This is a genomic window from Streptomyces sp. NRRL F-525 (genome assembly GCF_000716605.1).
GTDB lineage: Bacteria > Actinomycetota > Actinomycetes > Streptomycetales > Streptomycetaceae > Streptomyces.
Genome location: NZ_JNXE01000055.1, coordinates 1 through 18,043, shown reverse-complemented (window position 1 = coordinate 18,043; position 18,043 = coordinate 1). Strand labels below are relative to the sequence as shown.

11 protein-coding genes and 6 pseudogenes are annotated in these 18,043 nt (G+C 70.3%); 8 read left to right on the top strand and 9 right to left on the bottom strand.

What is annotated here, in order from left to right; translation table 11 throughout:
- Positions 1 to 118: 118 nt before the first annotated feature.
- Positions 119 to 304 (bottom strand): hypothetical protein, encoded by a 186-nt coding sequence (locus OO69_RS53325; RefSeq protein WP_234444692.1) that lies wholly within the window; start codon positions 302 to 304, stop codon positions 119 to 121.
- A gap of 24 nt (positions 305 to 328) precedes the next feature.
- Between OO69_RS53325 and OO69_RS53320 the strand changes: the two genes are divergently transcribed.
- Positions 329 to 700: a substrate-binding domain-containing protein gene (locus tag OO69_RS53320; protein WP_234444691.1), complete on the top strand. Its 372-nt coding sequence runs from the start codon at positions 329 to 331 to the stop codon at positions 698 to 700.
- Between the two features lie 138 nt (positions 701 to 838).
- Here OO69_RS53320 and OO69_RS44640 read toward each other — a convergent pair whose 3' ends face one another.
- Both OO69_RS44640 and OO69_RS44635 read right to left on the bottom strand, forming a co-directional pair.
- Positions 839 to 1,561, bottom strand: a complete 723-nt coding sequence (locus OO69_RS44640) for a beta-glucanase (protein WP_051801727.1) — start codon at positions 1,559 to 1,561, stop codon at positions 839 to 841.
- Positions 1,562 to 1,772: 211 nt separating this feature from the next.
- Positions 1,773 to 1,967: a hypothetical protein gene (locus OO69_RS44635; protein ID WP_033286737.1), complete on the bottom strand. Its 195-nt coding sequence runs from the start codon at positions 1,965 to 1,967 to the stop codon at positions 1,773 to 1,775.
- A 153-nt stretch (positions 1,968 to 2,120) separates the two neighbouring features.
- Here OO69_RS44635 and OO69_RS44630 point away from each other — a divergent pair, with 153 nt between their 5' ends.
- Positions 2,121 to 2,999, top strand: a complete 879-nt coding sequence (locus OO69_RS44630) for an oxygenase MpaB family protein (protein ID WP_033286736.1) — start codon at positions 2,121 to 2,123, stop codon at positions 2,997 to 2,999.
- Positions 3,000 to 3,098: 99 nt separating this feature from the next.
- Here the strand turns inward: OO69_RS44630 and OO69_RS53315 are convergent.
- Both OO69_RS53315 and OO69_RS44620 read right to left on the bottom strand, forming a co-directional pair.
- Positions 3,099 to 3,598: pseudogene (locus OO69_RS53315) on the bottom strand (glycosyl transferase); the annotation flags it as partial.
- Positions 3,599 to 3,656: 58 nt separating this feature from the next.
- Positions 3,657 to 4,031, bottom strand: a complete 375-nt coding sequence (locus OO69_RS44620; RefSeq protein WP_420707963.1) for a hypothetical protein — start codon at positions 4,029 to 4,031, stop codon at positions 3,657 to 3,659.
- A gap of 367 nt (positions 4,032 to 4,398) precedes the next feature.
- Here OO69_RS44620 and OO69_RS44615 point away from each other — a divergent pair, with 367 nt between their 5' ends.
- The gene (locus OO69_RS44615) at positions 4,399 to 5,223 is read left to right on the top strand and encodes an SDR family oxidoreductase (protein ID WP_033286755.1); all 825 of its coding nucleotides are present in this window, start codon (positions 4,399 to 4,401) and stop codon (positions 5,221 to 5,223) included.
- A 249-nt stretch (positions 5,224 to 5,472) separates the two neighbouring features.
- Here the strand turns inward: OO69_RS44615 and OO69_RS53310 are convergent.
- From OO69_RS53310 to OO69_RS53305, 3 genes and pseudogenes are all read right to left on the bottom strand, one after another.
- A pseudogene (locus OO69_RS53310) lies at positions 5,473 to 5,741 on the bottom strand (hypothetical protein); the annotation flags it as partial.
- 201 nt (positions 5,742 to 5,942) lie between these two features.
- The gene (locus OO69_RS44610) at positions 5,943 to 7,046 is read right to left on the bottom strand and encodes a Gfo/Idh/MocA family protein (protein WP_033286734.1); all 1,104 of its coding nucleotides are present in this window, start codon (positions 7,044 to 7,046) and stop codon (positions 5,943 to 5,945) included.
- 81 nt (positions 7,047 to 7,127) lie between these two features.
- Positions 7,128 to 7,400 (bottom strand): annotated as a pseudogene (locus OO69_RS53305) (hypothetical protein); the annotation flags it as partial.
- 216 nt (positions 7,401 to 7,616) lie between these two features.
- Here OO69_RS53305 and OO69_RS53300 point away from each other — a divergent pair.
- A pseudogene (locus OO69_RS53300) lies at positions 7,617 to 7,766 on the top strand (IS982 family transposase); the annotation flags it as partial.
- 394 nt (positions 7,767 to 8,160) lie between these two features.
- Here OO69_RS53300 and OO69_RS44600 read toward each other — a convergent pair.
- Positions 8,161 to 9,165, bottom strand: a complete 1,005-nt coding sequence (locus OO69_RS44600; RefSeq protein ID WP_051801724.1) for a response regulator transcription factor — start codon at positions 9,163 to 9,165, stop codon at positions 8,161 to 8,163.
- A gap of 1,796 nt (positions 9,166 to 10,961) precedes the next feature.
- Here OO69_RS44600 and OO69_RS44595 point away from each other — a divergent pair.
- The 4 genes and pseudogenes from OO69_RS44595 to OO69_RS54010 form a co-directional block, all read left to right on the top strand.
- Positions 10,962 to 11,594 carry an FMN-dependent NADH-azoreductase gene (locus tag OO69_RS44595; protein ID WP_033286733.1) on the top strand — a complete coding sequence of 211 codons (633 nt, stop codon included), beginning with the start codon at positions 10,962 to 10,964 and terminating at the stop codon, positions 11,592 to 11,594.
- Between the two features lie 217 nt (positions 11,595 to 11,811).
- Complete coding sequence (locus tag OO69_RS44590) at positions 11,812 to 13,005, top strand: cytochrome P450 (RefSeq protein WP_033286732.1); 1,194 nt, start codon at positions 11,812 to 11,814, stop codon at positions 13,003 to 13,005.
- Positions 13,006 to 13,427: 422 nt separating this feature from the next.
- Positions 13,428 to 14,939 (top strand): annotated as a pseudogene (locus OO69_RS54015) (class I adenylate-forming enzyme family protein); the annotation flags it as partial.
- Positions 14,940 to 15,953: 1,014 nt separating this feature from the next.
- Positions 15,954 to 18,043 (top strand): annotated as a pseudogene (locus tag OO69_RS54010) (type I polyketide synthase); the annotation flags it as partial.

Here is an 18,043-nt window from a genome sequence, read left to right as displayed (position 1 = left end):
GCCGTACTGTCCGCGAGGCGATCGGCGCCCTCGGCCACCGCGTCAACATCGCCGGCCGTCAACCGCGCGAGGGCCGCACGGACATGATCGCCCTCGCCGTCCCGGAATTCGACGTCGCCTACTTCTCCGAGCTGGCCAGACACGTCATCGAGGCGACCGCGAACCGGCCGCGCTGCACGGCTTCGACACCCGGTTCCGCGACGGCGTCATCCTCTCCCTGCTCTCCCTGCTGCCCCGCGGCCTCGCCACCCGCGACCGCCGGATGCCCGTGGTGCTGCTTGGCGAACGCTCCGCGGAGGGTCACACCGGCAACGTCGGCGTCGACAACGTGCGCGCCGCCCGCGGGGCCACCGAATACCTCCGCTCCCGCGGCCAACAGGGCACCGACCGCCTGCGCACCGTCGGCTACCGCCAGGCTCTCGCGACGGCTGGCCTGCCCATGGCGCTCGGCGCGCTACGGGCCCTGCGCGAGAGTGGGGTGCGGGTGCCCGGCGTGATGGACCTGGTCGGCTTCGACGGCATCGAGCCCGCTGGCTTTGGCGTGCCCCGCCTCCCCTCGGCCTCGCCCGGCAAACGGGAGATCGCCCGCACGGCGGTGTCCCTGCTGCTGAACCGTATCGACGCCGCCGACTCGGGAGTCCCCTGCCGGGATGTGGTGATCGGGCAACGGATCGTGGTGGGGGAGCGCAGCGGAGGCTGAGGCCGTCGGTGGGGCCACCGGCTCTCCGTGGGGGACGAGGACGATCCGGCAGACGGTGGTGTTGACGGTCTCGTCCGGAGGCGTCCGCGTCCGGCGACCAGCGCGGCCCGTCCCGGACACCCTGCAGCCCGGGTCCTTTCACGGTGGGCCGTCCGCCGCTGTCCCGGCCGTCGTCGCGTCGTCATCGTGGGGTTCTGCCTCGGGCGGGATCAGACGCCGGTGCACGGTCAGGTTCTCGACGCGGTACGACAGTTCGGTGGTTTCGGCGTCGGGGCAGGGGTGGTAGCGGCCGGCGCAGACGGAGAGGTTGACGATGAGGTGGGCGTGCCAGCCGGATCCGACGCCGCGTCCGTCGGCGAAGACCTGGGTGCCGTTGAGTGTCCAGACGACACTGCGTCGGCCGAAGGTCACTCCGAGGTCGATGACGGCACCCGGACTCACCGCCGGGTGGTGGAGGTAGGCGTGTCCTTCACGTACGTGGTTGCTGAGTTCGAGCAGGTCGGGGTTGTCGGGGTGGTACTCGAAGACGTCGACCTCGTTGCCTCCGTCGCGCCAGGTCCAGATCGCCGGCCAGGCACCGAGCCCGCTGGGCAGTCGGACGCGGGCCTGGAGCCGGTCCCAGGTGCGGACCATGAAGGCCTCGTCGCTTCCCTCGGTGGTCAGCAGTCCGGTGTTCCACCGGCCGTCGGTCCTGCGGGTGGCGCGGAAGGCTCCGGTGCGGGAGTACGCCGGGTCGGGGGTGAGGTGGTCCAGCTTGTCGTCGCCGGGGTTGGTGGGGCCGCCGTCGGGATAGGCCCAGGAACGGCTGGCCACCCATTGGCTGGTGGAGGTGAAATCGGCTGTGAAGACGACATCGCTCACATACGGCTCCCTCGGTGGGGTGGAGGTGGAGGCGTAGCGTGCCGCAGTGCTGCCCGGTCCGGCGGCCGGCCATGCCGTGGCCGTCTGAGCTCCGGGAATCCTCGCACGTGCGGGTGACGGGCCCGCTGTCCGTGCCCGAACGCCTACGTGGGACACGAACACGTTCTCCCGGCATATGCGTGAGTGGTCTCAGTGCCCCGGCTTCCGCTTGTCACTCACGGACCCGGAACACCCCGGCGCACAGCAGGCCGCCGCATGCGAGCGCTCCACCGTCGACGGACTGGCGGTCGTCGTCCGCTGCGTCGGCGAGGTGGGCGTCAACCTGCGGCGTGGCCGTACGGCCGGTCTCGCCGCGCGGTGTCAGGGCCGGGTTCGCATCGCTGGAAAGGACCTCCCCGGTCCGCATCCACAAGCGCGTCCGGCGCGGAAGGAAAGGCGGAATGCGCGCTGGTGTTCTCCTGCACCGGGACCGACGGGCGGCGCTTCCCCGGGACTCTCCGGCGTCGGCGACGGAGGGACCCGGCAGAATGGAAGACAGGTCGGCGGAAGGCCATGAGTCATGAAACCCACCATCGCCGGGTGTCCCGGCCCGCGGGAACGGCTGGGCGCCGCTGTGTTCGCGCGTGTCGCCGGACCGGACGGCCCGCGCAACCGCGCTCGGATCCACGACACCCCCGGCCCGCGCTGGTTCGGCCCGGAGCAGCCTGTCCGCCGCGTGCACGGCGACGCCTCGATGTTCATCGGCGGGTTGTCCGCCCTGCTCCTCCAGTCGCTGCATCCGTTGGCCATGGCGGCCGTGTCCGCCCACTCCGGTTTCCGTGGTGACCCCTGGGGCCGACTGCAACGGACCAGTACCTTCCTGGCCACGACGACATACGGCACCGCCGACCAGGCACAGCAGGCCTGTGACCAGGTCCGAGCCGTGCACGAGAGGGTGCGGGGCGAGACCGACCGGGGGGAGGCGTACCACGCCTCCGATCCGCACCTGCTCTGCTGGGTCCACGTCGCCGAGGTGGACAGCTTCCTGCGGGCCCACCAGCGCTACGGAGCGCGTCCGCTGACGGATGCGGAGTGCGACGGATACGTGGAGAACACCGCCAGGGTCGCCGTCGCGCTCGGGGTGCCCGATCCGCCACGGAATCGCGCAGAACTCACCGAGCGTCTCCTCGCGTACCGCCCGGAGCTGGAAGCGACCCCGCAGGCACGCGACACCGCCCGCTTCCTCCTTCTGAACCCGCCGCTGCCTCTCGCGGCCCGTCTCCCTTACGGCGCGCTCGCCGCCAACGCGGTCTCGCTCCTGCCGCGTTGGGCGTCGCAGGAACTACGGCTGCCCCGGCTCGCGGCGGTGGACACGCTGTGTGTCCGCCCGCTCGGCTCCGCCCTGACCTCGATGATCCGGTGGGCGCTGGCACCCGCACCGCGTCCGGCGAACGCATGAGCCAGCGGCTGGCTTCGCCGGACGTGGGGTGGACTCGGCGAGTGCGTTTCTGTGGGCCGGTCTGCCGACATGGGCACCCGGAGAGGAGCCCTTCGTCGTGCGGGTCCAGTCGCCCGTGTCCGCCAGGGTGCCGAAACACGGGCCGACGATGGTCACCGTCTGGGTGTCGACCCGATCGGCGTCCGGCATCGCTCGTGGGATCAGGGCGAGGGAGCGGGCGGGCGGCCCGGCGAACGTGTCCACGTCCGTGGTGGTCGCCCCGCAGTCGGCGAGCCACCGCGTGAACCTGTCCCGGTACGGGTCGGCGCTGATGTCGTAGAGGTGCAGGTCGGTCGGATCGCTTGGACGGCGTCGTCCAGGAAGAGGCTCGCCGGCGCGATGGGATCGGCGGGCCGGTTGTTGTCCGCGACGGGCAATGGGGAGGTGCACGGCACCAGTTCCGCGCCGGAGGAGTGGATGAAGTCAGCCATGAACGGGTCGTTGGCGTAGGTGACCCGGTGCCCGCGGGCCACCAGTTCACGGATGAGCGCGAGGCTGGGCAGGGCATGACTGACGATGGGGGCACCGACGGTCGCGATGTGGGCGCGGCGGCGGGACATGGGCGATCACTCGTCATCTTGCGCGGGACGCGTGCGGCGGTGTGGTGAGGAGGCGCTGTCAGGGCTGGTGCTCGGTGATGTGCTGCACCGTCCAGTCCCACCACGCCACGGCGAGGAGCCGGGCGGGGTTGCCGCTGGCGACGCCGTGGTTGGGGACGTCGCCGGTGACCACGGCGCCTGCGGTGATGATCGCGCCGTGACCGATGCGTACACCGGGCATGACTGTGACGCCGTAGCCGAACCACAGATCGTTGCCGACGACCGTGTCGCCCCGGCCGGGCAGGTCGGTGATCAGGTCGAAGTGCTCTGCCCAGGAGCCGCTCATGGTGGGGGAGGGGAAGGTGGAAGGGTCGTTCATGATGGACCGGGTGCCCGTCCGGATCGTTGTTGTAGGAGGAAAGCCACCGATCTCGATCAGCGGCGACTTCACCAACTCGCATGCGCCGGACTTGGCACATTTCACCGCCGGTGGAACACGACAGGACGTTCGGCGCCGGAACGGCTGTGGCCACCCTTCCCTGAGAAGAGTGGCCAACCGCCGTTGGACGGAGGCCGCCCACCAGCGCCCGTGTCCTGCGTGCCGCGGTGTCTCTTCTGGCAGCGGGCTTCAACAGCCCTCGTGGGGATGGCCGTTGGAGTGGTAGCGCCGGAGGCCCGCTGATTCTGGAGATTGTCGGGAGCGGTGTAGTTGATTTGCCCCCGGTTGGTGTGGCGTGCGTTGCGAGGTGAGTGTTGTCTGGTGGATGGGACATCCCGATGTACTGACGGTACGGCTGACGAGTTTCCTCGAGGAGCACACCATGACGCAGAAGATCTGGTTCATCACCGGTGCCTCACGCGGCTTCGGCAGGGAGTGGGCCATCGCGGCCCTCGAACGCGGCGATTCGGTTGCCGCGACCGCGCGTGACCTTTCCACGCTGGAGGACCTTCGGGTGGAGCACGGAGAACGGCTGCTGCCCCTGCGCCTCGACGTGACGGACCGTGACGCCGACTTCGCCGCCGTACGGCAGGCGCACGAGCGGTTCGGGCGCCTCGATGTGGTCGTCAACAATGCTGGTTACGGCCACTTCGGCATGGTCGAGGAACTCACCGAGTCCGAAGCACGTGCGCAGCTGGAGACCAACCTGTTCGGTGCCCTGTGGGTCACGCAGGCGGCGCTGCCGTTCCTGCGCGAGCAGGGCAGCGGCCACATCCTCCAGGTCTCATCCATCGGAGGCATCAGCGCCTTCCCGCTGGTCGGGATCTACCACGCGTCGAAGTGGGCGCTCGAAGGCATGAGCCAGGCGTTGGCCCAGGAAGTGGCGCCGTTCGGCATCAAGGTCACACTGATCGAGCCCGGTGGGTTCGCCACCGACTGGGCGGGCTCCTCGTCGAGCACCTCCGAGCCGTTGCCCGCGTACGCCGACTTCCACAAGGAAGTGCAGGAGCAGCGCCGCAAGCGCGTTGGCACGCCGGGCGATCCGACCGCGTCCGCCGCCGCCGTACTGGAGATCGTCGACGCCGACGAGCCGCCGCTGCGCTGCTTCCTCGGCTCGGCGCCGCTGGGCATTGCCAAGGCCGACTATGAGCAGCGTCTCGCGGTGTGGGAGGAGTGGCAGCCCGTGGCAGAGCTGGCGCAGGGCTGAGCCGGGCAAGGGAGGCCCGGCGAACGGAAGGGACAGCCGTGCGCGCAGGCAAGTGCGCGCGACGAAGGGGTCGACCGGAGTGAATCCGGCCGGCCCGCCTTCCCGAGTGGCGCTGCGTGGTCGCCCACCTGCTCGTGACAGGTCGGCGACGTTGCGGTGCTGTACGTGAGTCGCCGAGGAGATCTCCTTGAAGCTGTCTACTTGGGGGTGCTGACCTGCGGTGACGCGGATCGACTGCCTCTGACACCTGGCTAGTTCCTTGGTCATGCGGTCGAGCATGTACGCCGAGGGCTCGCGAGCGCGTTCCTCCCAGGCGAAGACGCGGGACCTGGCCACGCCGCGATGTCCGCGGACGGTCCGAGCCCGAGAGGTGGAAGGAGCGCGGGGCGCGGTAGAGGTAGGTCACCCACGGCTTGTTGATGGCCCGGACGACGTCGACGGCGGGAGTGTTCTCCTCGAAGAAGGTGTTTCTCCAAGAACCGCCAGAACGCCGCCTCGCTCTCGGCGCGGCTCCACGGCCAACGGGGCGAGCCTGGACCAGTCGACCTGCGGCGCACGCGCGAACTACCAGTGGATGTTCGTCGGACGGTTCTGGCAGGCGGCACGTTCATGGCCCGAGGACACTAAGCACCCGCCCAGGGAATCCGCGAGGCACGTCAAGTGGCAGATGACGTCGTGGGCCCGGAGGCCGTGGTGTGGTCGGCCTGCGTTCCGACGGGTCAGCTGCCCGCCCAGGGCTGCACTGTGGTCGTCACGGGCGCCCCGGTGCGGGCCGATTCCTCGCAGGCCAGCGCCAGCAGGTGATCCTGGCAGCCGTCGGCCAGGGGGTACGGTTGCGGGCCGGTGTCGCGTACCCACGCGCCCGTCCGGCACAGCAGATCCACGACGGCGAGGTCGTCCTCGGACAGACTCGCGCCCACGTACTCGTTGCGCCACACCACGTCGCCGTCGAAGGAGATGTGGTGGACCTCGGACCCCTCCAGGTTGAGGTCGGTGCCGGTACGGCGGCGCGTCAGCGCGGACTCCACGGGTGTGCGCGGGTCGGCCATCCGCACCACCGCGTCGTCGACGATCTCGCCGAGCGACCCCCGCACCACGATCCGGCGGGCCCGCAGCGGGTTCCACCACTGGTTGTCCGTGAAGTCGTAGAGCGCCGTACGGGCCGCGCCGAAGTCCAGCAGGGCGAGGGTGGTGACGGCGTCCTTCGGAGTCAGGTCGTCCGTCCATCCGGCCGGCGTCAGCGGGTCGGCCAGAGGGGCGGTGAAGGCCCGTGCGGTGACGGTCGCGGGTCCGAAACCGACGCCCAGCGTGTGCCGGATCAGCGACATCGCGTGGTACATGTGCGTCGAGGACACCTGTACGGAGCTGACCTCGCCGATCACCCCTCGCCGTACGAGGGCGAGCCGGGCGGCGTGGCCCGGCATGAGTGTGTACTGCTCCGCGACCTGGACGAGGGCGCCGCCCCCCGGTCGCTTCGCGGCGCCCACGGCGTCCCACAGCCGGCCGAGTCCCTGCGTGTCGGGTGCGGGCGGGGTCTCGGCGAGCACCGGTGTCCCGCGCTCGACGAGTTCCTGTACGACGTGCGGCGTGACCTCCCACGGGACCGAGGGGATCACGAACTCCGGTGCGGTGCCGCACAGTTCGTCGACCGTACGGAAGGCCGGCACGCTCCATTCCGCCGCCACGCGGGCGGCGCGGTCGGCGGAGCGGGTCACCACGCCGGCGACCGCGAGTCGTTCGGGCAGCGCTCGTGCCAGCCGTACGAAGAACTCGGCCCGCCAGCCGCTTCCCACGATGCCGAACCGTATGGGTGCTGCGCTCACTGCCCGCTCCTCCCGCGTCAGGGCGGCAAGTCTAGGTGATCACTTCCAAGGGGTGCCTGCGGAGGGCGTGGGGGTGGGCGGTCAGGCGTCCGGGTCGACTTCGGGGTGCGTGAACCGCATGGGCTTGCCCAGCGACCGGGCGTAGGCGATTTCGGCTCGGGTGCTGTCTCCGATGTAGTCGCCGACTACGAGCACCTCATCGGCGAGCCGGATCTTCGCCCGGTGCAGATCGTCGAGTCGAACCTTGAGTGCCTCGGCCTCGACAGGATCGGACCAGAGTGTGTGCGGCGACTTCAGGTCACAGCCCGGTTTGACGACGATCTTTCCGGCTTTGGTCTCCCGCAGATCGGCCTGTGCGCCGACCGATCACATGCTGAAGGAGCATCCCGACCTGGCGCCGTGGCGTCCGCCGCCCTGATGCGAAGCTCCACCGGATCCTGGCCACCACCTCGGTGTGCAGCGAAGACGTATGGGTCGGTGACTCCACCCCGGTGGAACGCGGCCGCTCCCGCGCGACCGACGAACGCGCGCCGATCCTGGACCTCCTGGCCGCCGAATGCGGGTTTGTGACAGGTCATCGAGTCGGTGAACGAGACCTCCAAGGGACAGCTCGACCTCGAGCGGCACCGAGGGCGCTCACCCGGAGGTGTCATAGCCCGCGTCGTGCAACGCATCCTCACGCTGACCGCCGCGATCCGGCACCACAACGCCACCGGACAAACCCGCTTGCCCTGGCTGTGCGCAGTCCCTGACGGTTGCCGGCCACGTGCTCGATGCGGTGCCAGTCCCGGTACGACAAGTTCCGCCGTGCCGTCGGCGTCCAGGCCGGTCGCGATGGCCTGGCGGGCCGCGGTGAGAGGGCTTGTAGTGGCGGTCGCGGTCAGGGGCGGCGCCCGGTGGCCGGGCTGCTGTGCCGGCCGCCGGGCGCCCAGTGCGTCAGCCCTGGAGCCCCGGCCTCGGAGGCCGGTCGACGATAACGTTGTCCTCCGGTTCGGCAGGACACCACCGGCGCACGCCGCACCCCCTTCCGTTGCCGGAGACCAGGACGAACCGGCCGACCGGTTCGTTCTGAAGACCTGGTGCAACCAGGCCGCGGCACTGCGGTCCGGGAATGTCAGGCGCCCACATAGCCGACCACCTGACCGGGAGTCGTCGTGTGTTCCTGCGGGAGGCGGGTCCAGGTGCTGGCGAGCTCGACGCGGGAGGACACGTCCAGTTTGCGGAAGATCTTCTTGAGGTGGAAGGCCACCGTGTGGGGCGAGATGAACAGTTGGCGGGCGACCCGCCCGTTGGTGAGACCCTGGCTGACCAGGTCGGCGACCGCGTACTCGGTGTCGGTCAACTGGCTTCCTGTCCGGCGGAAGCGTCCGGTCCTGTGGGGAATCCGGCCGCCGTTGACCTCCAGTTCACGGAGTTTGCTGGCCACGCGCAGGACATCACGCCGTGCGCCGACCGTCCTGTACCCGTCTGCCGCTCTCTTGAGGAGTTCGGCCGCCTGGTCGTGCTCGGAGCGGCGGGTGAACCGTACGGCGCTCGCGTCCTCCAGGGCCGAGGCGCGCGCCCAGCTGTCCAGGTGGAGGGCGGAAGCCCTGTCCAGAGCCGCGGCGTTCTTCTCGTGGAGGCCCTTGGCGTGGGCGGCGGAGGCCTGGATCGTGCGGAACGTCCGGTTGCGGGCGCCCAGTTCGCCGGCCAGCGAGACGATGCGGGCGGCGATGGTCTCGTCACCCAGCTGCTGGGAGGCCCGGACCAGCCAGGCCGCCGCGGCGGGTTGCGACACGAGCAACTCCTGGGTCATCGCCTTGTCGTGTACGAGGTCGACGAGTAGGCAGGCGATGCTCGCGGTCCCGTCCCGGGCTTCCAGGGCCTGTGCGACAGCCCAGGCGCACTGCCCTGCCATCAGGGATGAGTGGCCGAACAGGGCGTTGTCCCGCAGGCGGTTCGCGTAGACGAGGCCGACGTTCGGATCCAGCTGTCGCGTCGCGCTGACAGCCATCACGAGATTTCCGATCGGCACCGGTCGACGGTGTCCGGTCTGCTGTGCCAGGCGCAGGCCCGCCTCGGCCGCTGCCGTGGCGGAGTCCAGGTCCCCCCGGGCGAGTGCGGTTTCCGCCTCGCACATCAATTCTTCCGGCTGTCCGTCAACTTCGGCGAAACTATGGACAGCTGACTGATCTTCAGTAAGTATCCTCCTGGCAGACGCTAGGCCTCGGGCTCGTGTCACCAGGGTTGCGTACCAGATTCTCGCGCTCGGTGAACCGCCTACCCTCGCTTCGGACGCCTCCATCGCTGTGGCCATTGAGGCGAGGCCCATGCTCCTGCCCAACTGGCCGTTGTTCCAGGACTGCACCGAAGCGGAGACCAAGCGACCCACTTCGCTTGATCTGTGAAGGAGGGGGCCGGTAACCGCGGATGCCTGAAGGGACACTCTTGCCTCCGAATCGGGACCAGTGAAGCCTGGCGGCGGCCCACTGTTCGCTGAGCGTGGTCAATCGCTCGTTGTCTTCCCGGGGTGAACCGTGTGGCAGACATACGGCTTGGGGGTGCTCAAGGTGCGTCTCAGGTTGCGATCGGGCATGGAATTCTGTCAAGCAGATGCAGGCTGGCGTGTCGTTCGCCTATTCCCGAATGTCCGAGGAACCGGAATGCGGGATTCAGTCCAGGTGAATGAGTCGAAAAGCTGAGGTGGGCCGTGCTGCCGACGCGCGAAGCCGAGCTGTGGCCGGTCACGGGTGGCCGTCCTTTCGGTGACGGGACTTTGAGGATGCGGACTAGGCCTATCCGTACCGTACGGCCGTTCGATGATGACCAGAATTCGGCTGAGAATGGCTGAGAGGCCCCCGTCTCCTTTTTGGTGCGGCCCTCGGCTACCGATATCGCCGTGGAAGGTGTAGAGACGCCCGCCATGGCATGATCGCGGGTTGAATCGGGCCTGGTGTCGATTGCTGCGGGTCGATGGTGCGACTGGCGCGGTGGGTCACGGCGCCCGCCGAACCGTGGGTCCGTCGGCCGGGGCGGAAGCGCTGGGCGGTGCGGTGCGCGCGGGACGGCTGCGGTCCGAGGTGGCGGGAATCCGGCCATGGGGAAGCGTGGGAGATGGGCGGTGAACCCGGGAAAACAGGTCGCCCGGCTGGTGGTTTCGGCGGTGTCCAGGGTGGGGCGGGAAGCTGGTGAGCACCGGTTGGCCGCCCTTGCTCGCGGTGGCCTTCGTGACCAACGCGCCCAGGAGCCAGCGGACTTGGAGCAGTGGCAGGGGGATCCGCTCCGTCATCGGCCGGCACTCGGTGGGTGACCCGACTGCTCCGTGGCCGCCCCGCACCGCTCGGCCGGCCCCGCGACCTGTCCGCGTGCGGTGTCGCGGTCGGGACGTCACCGTGCGCCAGGGCGTCGACCGTGACGGCGGCGGGCGCGCTTGCTCCTCGCGGCCCGCGGCCTGAGCCACCACGGCTCGAACGGTTCCTCCCGGGCCCTCGCCGCCGGCAACCCGATCGGCGCGTTGTCCGTCGACCGCCTCGCTGCCCATCCTCAACCCGCTCCATCTGAAGATCATCACACGCGGAACGTCGGCTCATGACCGCTGGGACGCAGGTGGCCGCCTTTTCGGTGGCCGGATATGGAGGTCCCGGAATTGACCTGTATCCGACGTACGCCCGATCGGCGATGACTGGAATTCGGCCGAGAATGGCCGAGACGTTTCCTTTCCCAATTTTTACACTGCAGCACGGTCGCCGATATCGGCGCGAAAGGCGTCGAGACCCCCACGACGTCCCCCTCGAACACCGTGCCCTGGTCGGGAGCTACCAGACTGAGGGATGCCACGCGAAGGCGGTCCTGTCTAGACTCGGCGAAGTCGGATCTGCGCTTTCGCGTACCGTCTGCCGTCCTTACGAACTACCCAGGAAAATTCAGAGGTCTTCTGTGTCTTCTCTTCTTCACATCGATGCGAGCATCCGTACCGAGGGTTCCACCTCGCGCCAGCTGACCTCGTACTTCGCGACCCAGTGGCGGCAGAACCACCCCGATGCCGACTACGTTTACCGTGACCTGGGCGCGCAGCCCATCCCGCACATCACCCACGCGGTGCGCGAGTACGTTCTCGACCCCAGCCGCGACCACGGTCAGACGGCCGACGAGCAGGCGCTCGTCGACGCGGTGACGGCCGAGGTGCGCGACGCCGACACGATCGTGCTCGGCGTACCGATGTACAACTACACGATCCCTTCGAGCATCAAGGCCTGGATCGACCTGCTGGTCAGCCCGGCCCACATGGTTCCTCCGGGGGCCGAGTCCGGTGCGCTCAGCGGCAAGTCCGTCATCGTGGTCACCGCGCGCGGGGGCTCCTACGCGCCGGGCACTCCCCGCGAAGGCTGGGACTACCAGGAGGCGTACCTGCGGGCCGTGCTCAGCTCGATCGGCCTCGCGGACGATCTCACCTTCGTGCACGCCGAGTTGACCCTCGCCGCGATGGTGCCGGCCATGGCGGCGCTCAAGCCGCTGGGAGAGAAGTCCCTGGCGACCGCCCACGAGACCCTCAAGAAGTTGTCCGTCTGATTCCTGCGCGCCTGCGGACCCGGTAGGAGTCCGCACCGGCTTGCCGTCCCCTCCACTCCTCTTGGGCGGGGCCGGCGGGCCGCCGCGTGAGAGCGGCAGCCGCGTGCAGCACGAGGCGAGACGTTCCGAAGATGCCCCGCGCGTGCGGACGCCCTCTTTCCGTGCGCGCAGGCATGGCCCGAAGCCATACGGATGCACGGATCGGAGAAGAGGCTTCATGAGTGAAGCGATCTCGTACGAGGACGCCTGGGCCCGCATCGACAAGTTCGACCCGCCTGCGCTCTTCGACGAGCTGCGGAAGGAACGCCCGCTCGCCCGGATGGTCTACCCCGACGGCCATGTCGGCTGGATCGCCACCAGCCACGAGTTGGCACGGGAGGTCCTGGGCGACCCCAGGTTCAGCCACAGCCTGGAGATCGGACACTTCCCGGTCACCAAGTACGGCGGCCCGGTACCGCAGTTCCCGGCCATGCCGGGCATGTTCATCCACATGGACCCGCCGGATCAGACCCGCTTCCGTAAGCTCCTGACCAAGGAGTTCACCGTGCGCGGCGTCAGTCGGCTCACCCCGGTCGTCGAGGCGGTGGCCGCCGAGCAGATCGCGGAGATGCGTGCCCAGGGTGACACCGGCGACTTCCTGGAGGTCTTCGCCAGGCCACTGGTCCTCAAGGTGCTCGCCCCGCTGATCGGCCTCGACTACGGCGAACGGCACCGCTTCGCCGACGCACCGGCCGTGATGAACGACCCGTTCGGCGACCCGCAGGCCGCGATGGCCGTGTTCCAGCAAGTGGGCGAGTTCGTCCACGAGACCATCGCCCGCAAGAAGGCCACGCCCGGCGACGACATCGTCAGCCGCCTCATCGCGACCGGCGAGCTGTCCGACGAGGAACTCGGCAACATCACCACCCTGCTGCTCTTCGCGGGGTACGAGACCACCGAAGGCGCGCTGGCCACGGGCACCTTCGCCCTGCTGCATCACACCGACCAACTGGCCGCCCTCCGCGGCGACCTGTCGAAGATCGACGACGCGGTGGAGGAGATCCTCCGCTACGTCACCGTCAACCAGTACGAGACCTTCCGCACCGCCCTGGAGGACGTGGAGCTGGGCGGCGAGTTCGTCACCAAGGGCGAGACGGTCACCGTCTCTCTGCCGGCGGCCAACCGCGACCCCGCGAAGTTCGGCTGTCCCGCCGACCTCGACCTCGACCGCGACACCGCAGGGCACGTCGCCTTCGGCTACGGCGTCCACCAGTGCGTGGGCCAGAACCTGGCCCGCCTCGTGCTGCGCACCGGCTTCCGCTCCCTCCTGGAAGCCTTCCCCGACCTTCGGCTGGCTGTGCCGGCCGACGAGATTCCGCTGCGGACAAAGGGGTCCGTGTTCTCGGTGAAGAGTCTGCCCGTCTCCTGGTAACCCGCTCCCGGACCGTGAGGGGGAGCGAGTCCGTTCTCCGGCACGTCCCGAACCGTCCTGGGTGATTCCTCACTGTCTCAAGGGTGTGTGAAGTGCCCGCGGTCGTCCGCCGACGGCACCCAGGGCGGCGACGGATCCTGTCCAGGGTGCGGTCCGGCGGGCGGAGTCCCTCACGAACGGGCCAAGTGCATACGGCCGATGGTGAGGGGGAGCCCCTGAACCACCGGGCTGACGGAGCAGAGGCACCGTGGGCCGGCACCGCATCCGGTGTCCCGGATCGCCTCATTCACGTCGGTCCAGCCGGACCAGGACAACGCAAGCCCGGAAGCCGGTCATCACACGATCGAGCCGACTCACCCCTGCGCGTCGTTCCCGGACCAACAGTTGCCCACCCCTGATCTCCGGAAGGAGTTCGCGGCAAGGTGCGTCCTGACCTGATCACCCCGCTCCCGGTCATCCTCCGGGAGAACGCAGTCCGGTTCCCGGACAAGATCGCTTTCGAGGACGACCGGCACGCGGTCACCTACGGAGAACTCGACGCCCGGACACGGAGGCTCGCCGGTCACCTGGCCGGCCTCGGTGTCCGGCGCGGCGACCGGGTAGCCCTGTGCCTCGGCAACTCGGTCGCCATGGTGGAGAGTTACCTCGCAGTGGTACGGGCCGGTGGCATCGGCGTACCGGTCAACCCGCAGGCATCCCCGGCCGAGACGGCATACCTCCTGGCCGACAGCGGCGTGGTGTTCGCCTTTACCGGCAGCGCCCATGCCGAGACGTTTCTGCGTTTGGTTCCCCGTGGGACACGTGAGGTGTCCGTCGTCGTGGCCGGTGGCTTCGGCGCCGGTACCAGCGCCGGGCACACCGCGGTGCCGGGCGCCGCGGCGTACGAGGATCTCGCCGTCACCGAACCCGTCACCGAGGCCCCGGACGACCTCGGTCTCGACGAGGTGGCCTGGATGTTCTACACCTCGGGCACCACCGGCCGTCCCAAGGGCGTCCTCTCCACCCAGCGCAACTGCCTCTACTCCGTGGCCTCCTGCTACATCCCCGTGCCCGGGCTCTCGGAGCACGACCGCGTCCTGTGGCCGCTGCCGCTCTTCCACAGCCTGTCCCACATCGCCTGCGTCCTGTCCGTCACCGTCGCCGGCGCCACCGCCCGGATCATGGACGGCAGTTCGGCCGACGACATCCTGACCGCGCTGCGCGAGCACCGGTCCACCTTCCTGGCCGGCGTCCCCACCACCTACCGCCACCTCGTCACCGCCGCCCGGCGCACCGGCCTCTCCCTGCCCGACCTGCGCATCGGCCTCGTCGGCGGAGCCGTCACCGGCCCCGGTCTGCGTCACTCCTTCGAGGAGAGCTTCGGCGTCCCCCTCGTCGACGCCTACGGCAGTACCGAGACCTGCGGCGCCATCACCATCAACCCGCCCGACGGCGACGTGGTCGAGGGCTCCTGCGGCCTGCCCGTGCCCGGTGTCGGCGTCCGGATCGTCGACCCCCGCACCGGGCGGGACGTACCCGTCGGGCAGGAGGGCGAGGTCTGGGTCAGCGGGCCGAACGTCATGGTCGGCTATCACAACAGCCCCGAGGCCACCGCCGAAGCGGTGCAGGACGGCTGGTTCCACACCGGCGACCTGGCCCGGCGCGACGAGGCCGGCTACTTCACGATCTGCGGCCGCCTCAAGGATCTCGTGATCCGCGGTGGCGAGAACATCCATCCCGATGAGATCGAGGCCGTCCTGCGCGGGGCCGAAGGTGTGGCCGACGCCGGAGTCGCGGGCATGCCCCACGACACCCTCGGCGAGGTACCCGTCGCCTGGGTGGTCCCCGGTCCGGACGGCATCGACCTCGCCCGGCTGCTCGCCCACTGCCGCGCCGTACTCTCCGTCCACAAGCTTCCCGAGCGGATCCACGAGACCCGGACCATCCCCAGGACCGCCTCGGGGAAGATCGTGCGCCGCCTCCTCGCCGACCTGCCGGCCCGGCTGCGGTACGCCGCGGACGGCCACCACGAGGGACTCCTGCGGCCGGACTGGAGCGAGGTGGCGGTCGCCTCCGACGCCCCGGAACACCTCCGGTGGGCTGTGGTGGGGCGGACTGCCGTCGCCGATGGCATAGTGGCCGGCCTTCGGCGGGCCGGTGCCGCCGAGGTACAGCACTACACGGACCTCCCGACGTCACGTGCCGCCGGTGACCCGGCCCCCGAAGTGACGGTGCTCGCGGAAGCGGACACGGACGGGGACCGCCTCGCAGGCTGGGGCGAGGGGACCGGGTCGCGGCTCGTCGTCCTCACCCGGGGTGCGGTGGGCGTCACCGACCGGGACGGAACGCCGGATCGCTCCGAGGTCGAGCTGTGGGCGGCCGCGCGGGCCGTACAGACCACCGGGAGTGGCGCCACGCCGCTGACGATCGTCGACCTCGACACCCGTACACCGGAGTCCGAGTGGGCCGCGGCGCTGATCGCCGCCGTCGCCTCGGGCCTGCCTCAACTCGTCGTACGGGACGGGCGGCTGCTGCGGCCCGCGCTCCTCCGGGTCCCTGTCGTCGACGGGCCGGGCTCCGCGGTGCCGGGGCTCGACGGCACCGTGGTCGTCACCGGCGCCGACACCGAGACCGGTGCGGCCCTCGCCCGCCACCTGGTCACCGCGCACGGAGCACGGCGCCTCGTACTCGTCCGAGCAGCGGACACCGACGACGGGCTGAGCCAGGACGACTCGGCGACGAGTGGCGCGGAGATCGTCCGCGTCGTGGCCGACGGCTCGGATCCGCAGGAACTGCGTGTGGCGCTGGCCGGTCTCGGTCCGGTGACCGCGGTCGTGCACACCGCCTCCGACCACGAACTCGCCCAGGCACTCGACGACTTGACCGCCGCCGACGAGCCCGCCGCGTTCGTCGCGGTGACCGACGCCGCGGCACTGCTGGGTGCGGAGTCCGAGAGCCGCGCCCCAGCGGTGGTCACCGCCGCCCTCACCGAGTCCGTCGTCCGCGGTCGCCGACGCCGCGGACTGTCCGGCTCGTTGCTGGCGCTCGGTCGGCCGGACGAGGGCCCCGGCGCCTTCGACGTACTGATCACTTCCGGATCCCCGGCCCTGCTGGCGCTCCGGCCGACCACCACCGACCAGGGCGACCGGGTGCGGAGGCTCCTCGAGACCCTGATCGAACAGGAGCCCCGCGCCGCAGCCCAGGCCGACGAGGCGATCACCGCCGCCCTGCGCACGCGCCTGGCCGAGCTGGACGAGCGGGCCCAACTCACCCTGCTCGACGGGCTGGTCCGCGAACTGACTGCCGCCGTCCGTACGCCCGCGAGCACCGAGCCGATCCCGGCGGGCCGGTCCTTCCGCGACCTCGGCCTCGGCTCCCTCGCCGTTGTCGAGCTGCGCGACCGCCTGACCGAGCGGACCGGACTGCGCCTGCCGACCACCGCGATCTTCGACCACCCGACCCCCGAGGCCCTCACCGCACACCTGCGCGGCAGGATCCTGGGACTGCACGACACCGCCGGGCAGGCGGTACCCGACGAGGCCCCGGACGGGACCGTAGACCCCGCGGAGCCCATCGCGATCGTGGGCATGGCCGTCCGTCTGCCGGGCGGTGTGGGAAGCCCCGAGGACCTGTGGCGACTGGTGTCGGAGGGGCGCGACGCGATGTCCGCGTTCCCGACCGACCGCGGCTGGGACCTGGAGAGGCTGTTCGACTCCGACCCGGACAAGACGGGCACGTCCTACGCCGGCCAGGGCGGATTCCTGGACGGGGCGGGGGAGTTCGACGCGGGATTCTTCGGGATCTCGCCGCGTGAGGCCCTCGCGATGGACCCGCAGCAGCGGTTGTTGCTGGAGACGTCGTGGGAGGCGCTGGAGCGGGCCGGAATCAACCCGGGAACGCTGAAGGGCCGTGATGTCGGGGTGTTCTCCGGCCTGATGGGCCAGGGCTACGGGCCGACGGGCGCGGCTCCGGCCGAGCTCGAAGGCTTCGTCGCCACGGGCACCGCGTCGAGCGTGGCGTCGGGGCGCGTGTCGTACGTGTTCGGCTTCGAGGGCCCCGCGGTGACCGTCGACACGGCCTGCTCCTCGTCCCTCGTCGCCATTCACCTGGCGGCCCAGTCGCTGCGCCAGGGCGAGTGCTCGCTGGCGCTGGCGGGGGGCGCGACGGTGATGGCGACCCCGGACACTTTCGTGGAGTTCTCGCGCCAACGCGCACTGTCCTCGGACGGCCGGTGCAAGTCGTACGCGGATGCAGCGGACGGTACGGGCTGGGCCGAGGGCGCCGGTGTCGTCGTCCTGGAGCGGTTGTCCGAGGCGCGCCGCAAGGGCCACCGGGTGCTGGCGGTGGTGCGGGGTTCGGCGGTCAACCAGGACGGCGCGTCCAACGGCCTGACGGCGCCCAACGGTCTGTCGCAGCAGCGGGTGATCCGCAAGGCGCTCGCCAACGCGGGCCTGTCGACGGTTGATGTGGACGTGGTCGAGGGACACGGCACGGGGACGGTACTCGGAGATCCGATCGAGGCGCAGGCGCTGCTGGCGGTCGTCGCAGGTGGACTGGTCGGCGGGTGCGGTGGAGTTGTTGACGGAGGCGCGGGAGTGGCCGGTCACGGGTAGGCCGCGTCGGGCTGCGGTGTCGTCCTTCGGTGTGAGCGGGACGAATGCGCATCTGGTTCTGGAGGAGCCGCCGGCCGGGGAGGCGGAGGCGGTCGCGGTTGGTGCTCCGGTGGCTGATGGTGTGGTGCCGCTGGTGGTGTCGGCGCGGAGTGTCGGTGCGCTGGCGGGGCAGGCGGAGCGGCTTGTGTCCTTCGTGGAGGCGGGTGAGGAGTCGCTGCCGCAGCTTGCGACAGCGCTCATCTCGCGGCGGGCGGTGCTGTCCGAGCGGGCGGTGGTGGCTGCTGGTTCGCGGGAGGAGGCGTTGGCGGGGCTGCGTGCGCTGGCGCGGGGGGAGTCGAGTCCTCTGGTTGTCACCGGTGGTGGCAGTGCGGTGGGTGCGGGTCGGACGGTGCTCGTCTTCCCGGGTCAGGGTTCGCAGTGGGTTGGTATGGGTCGTGAACTCCTGG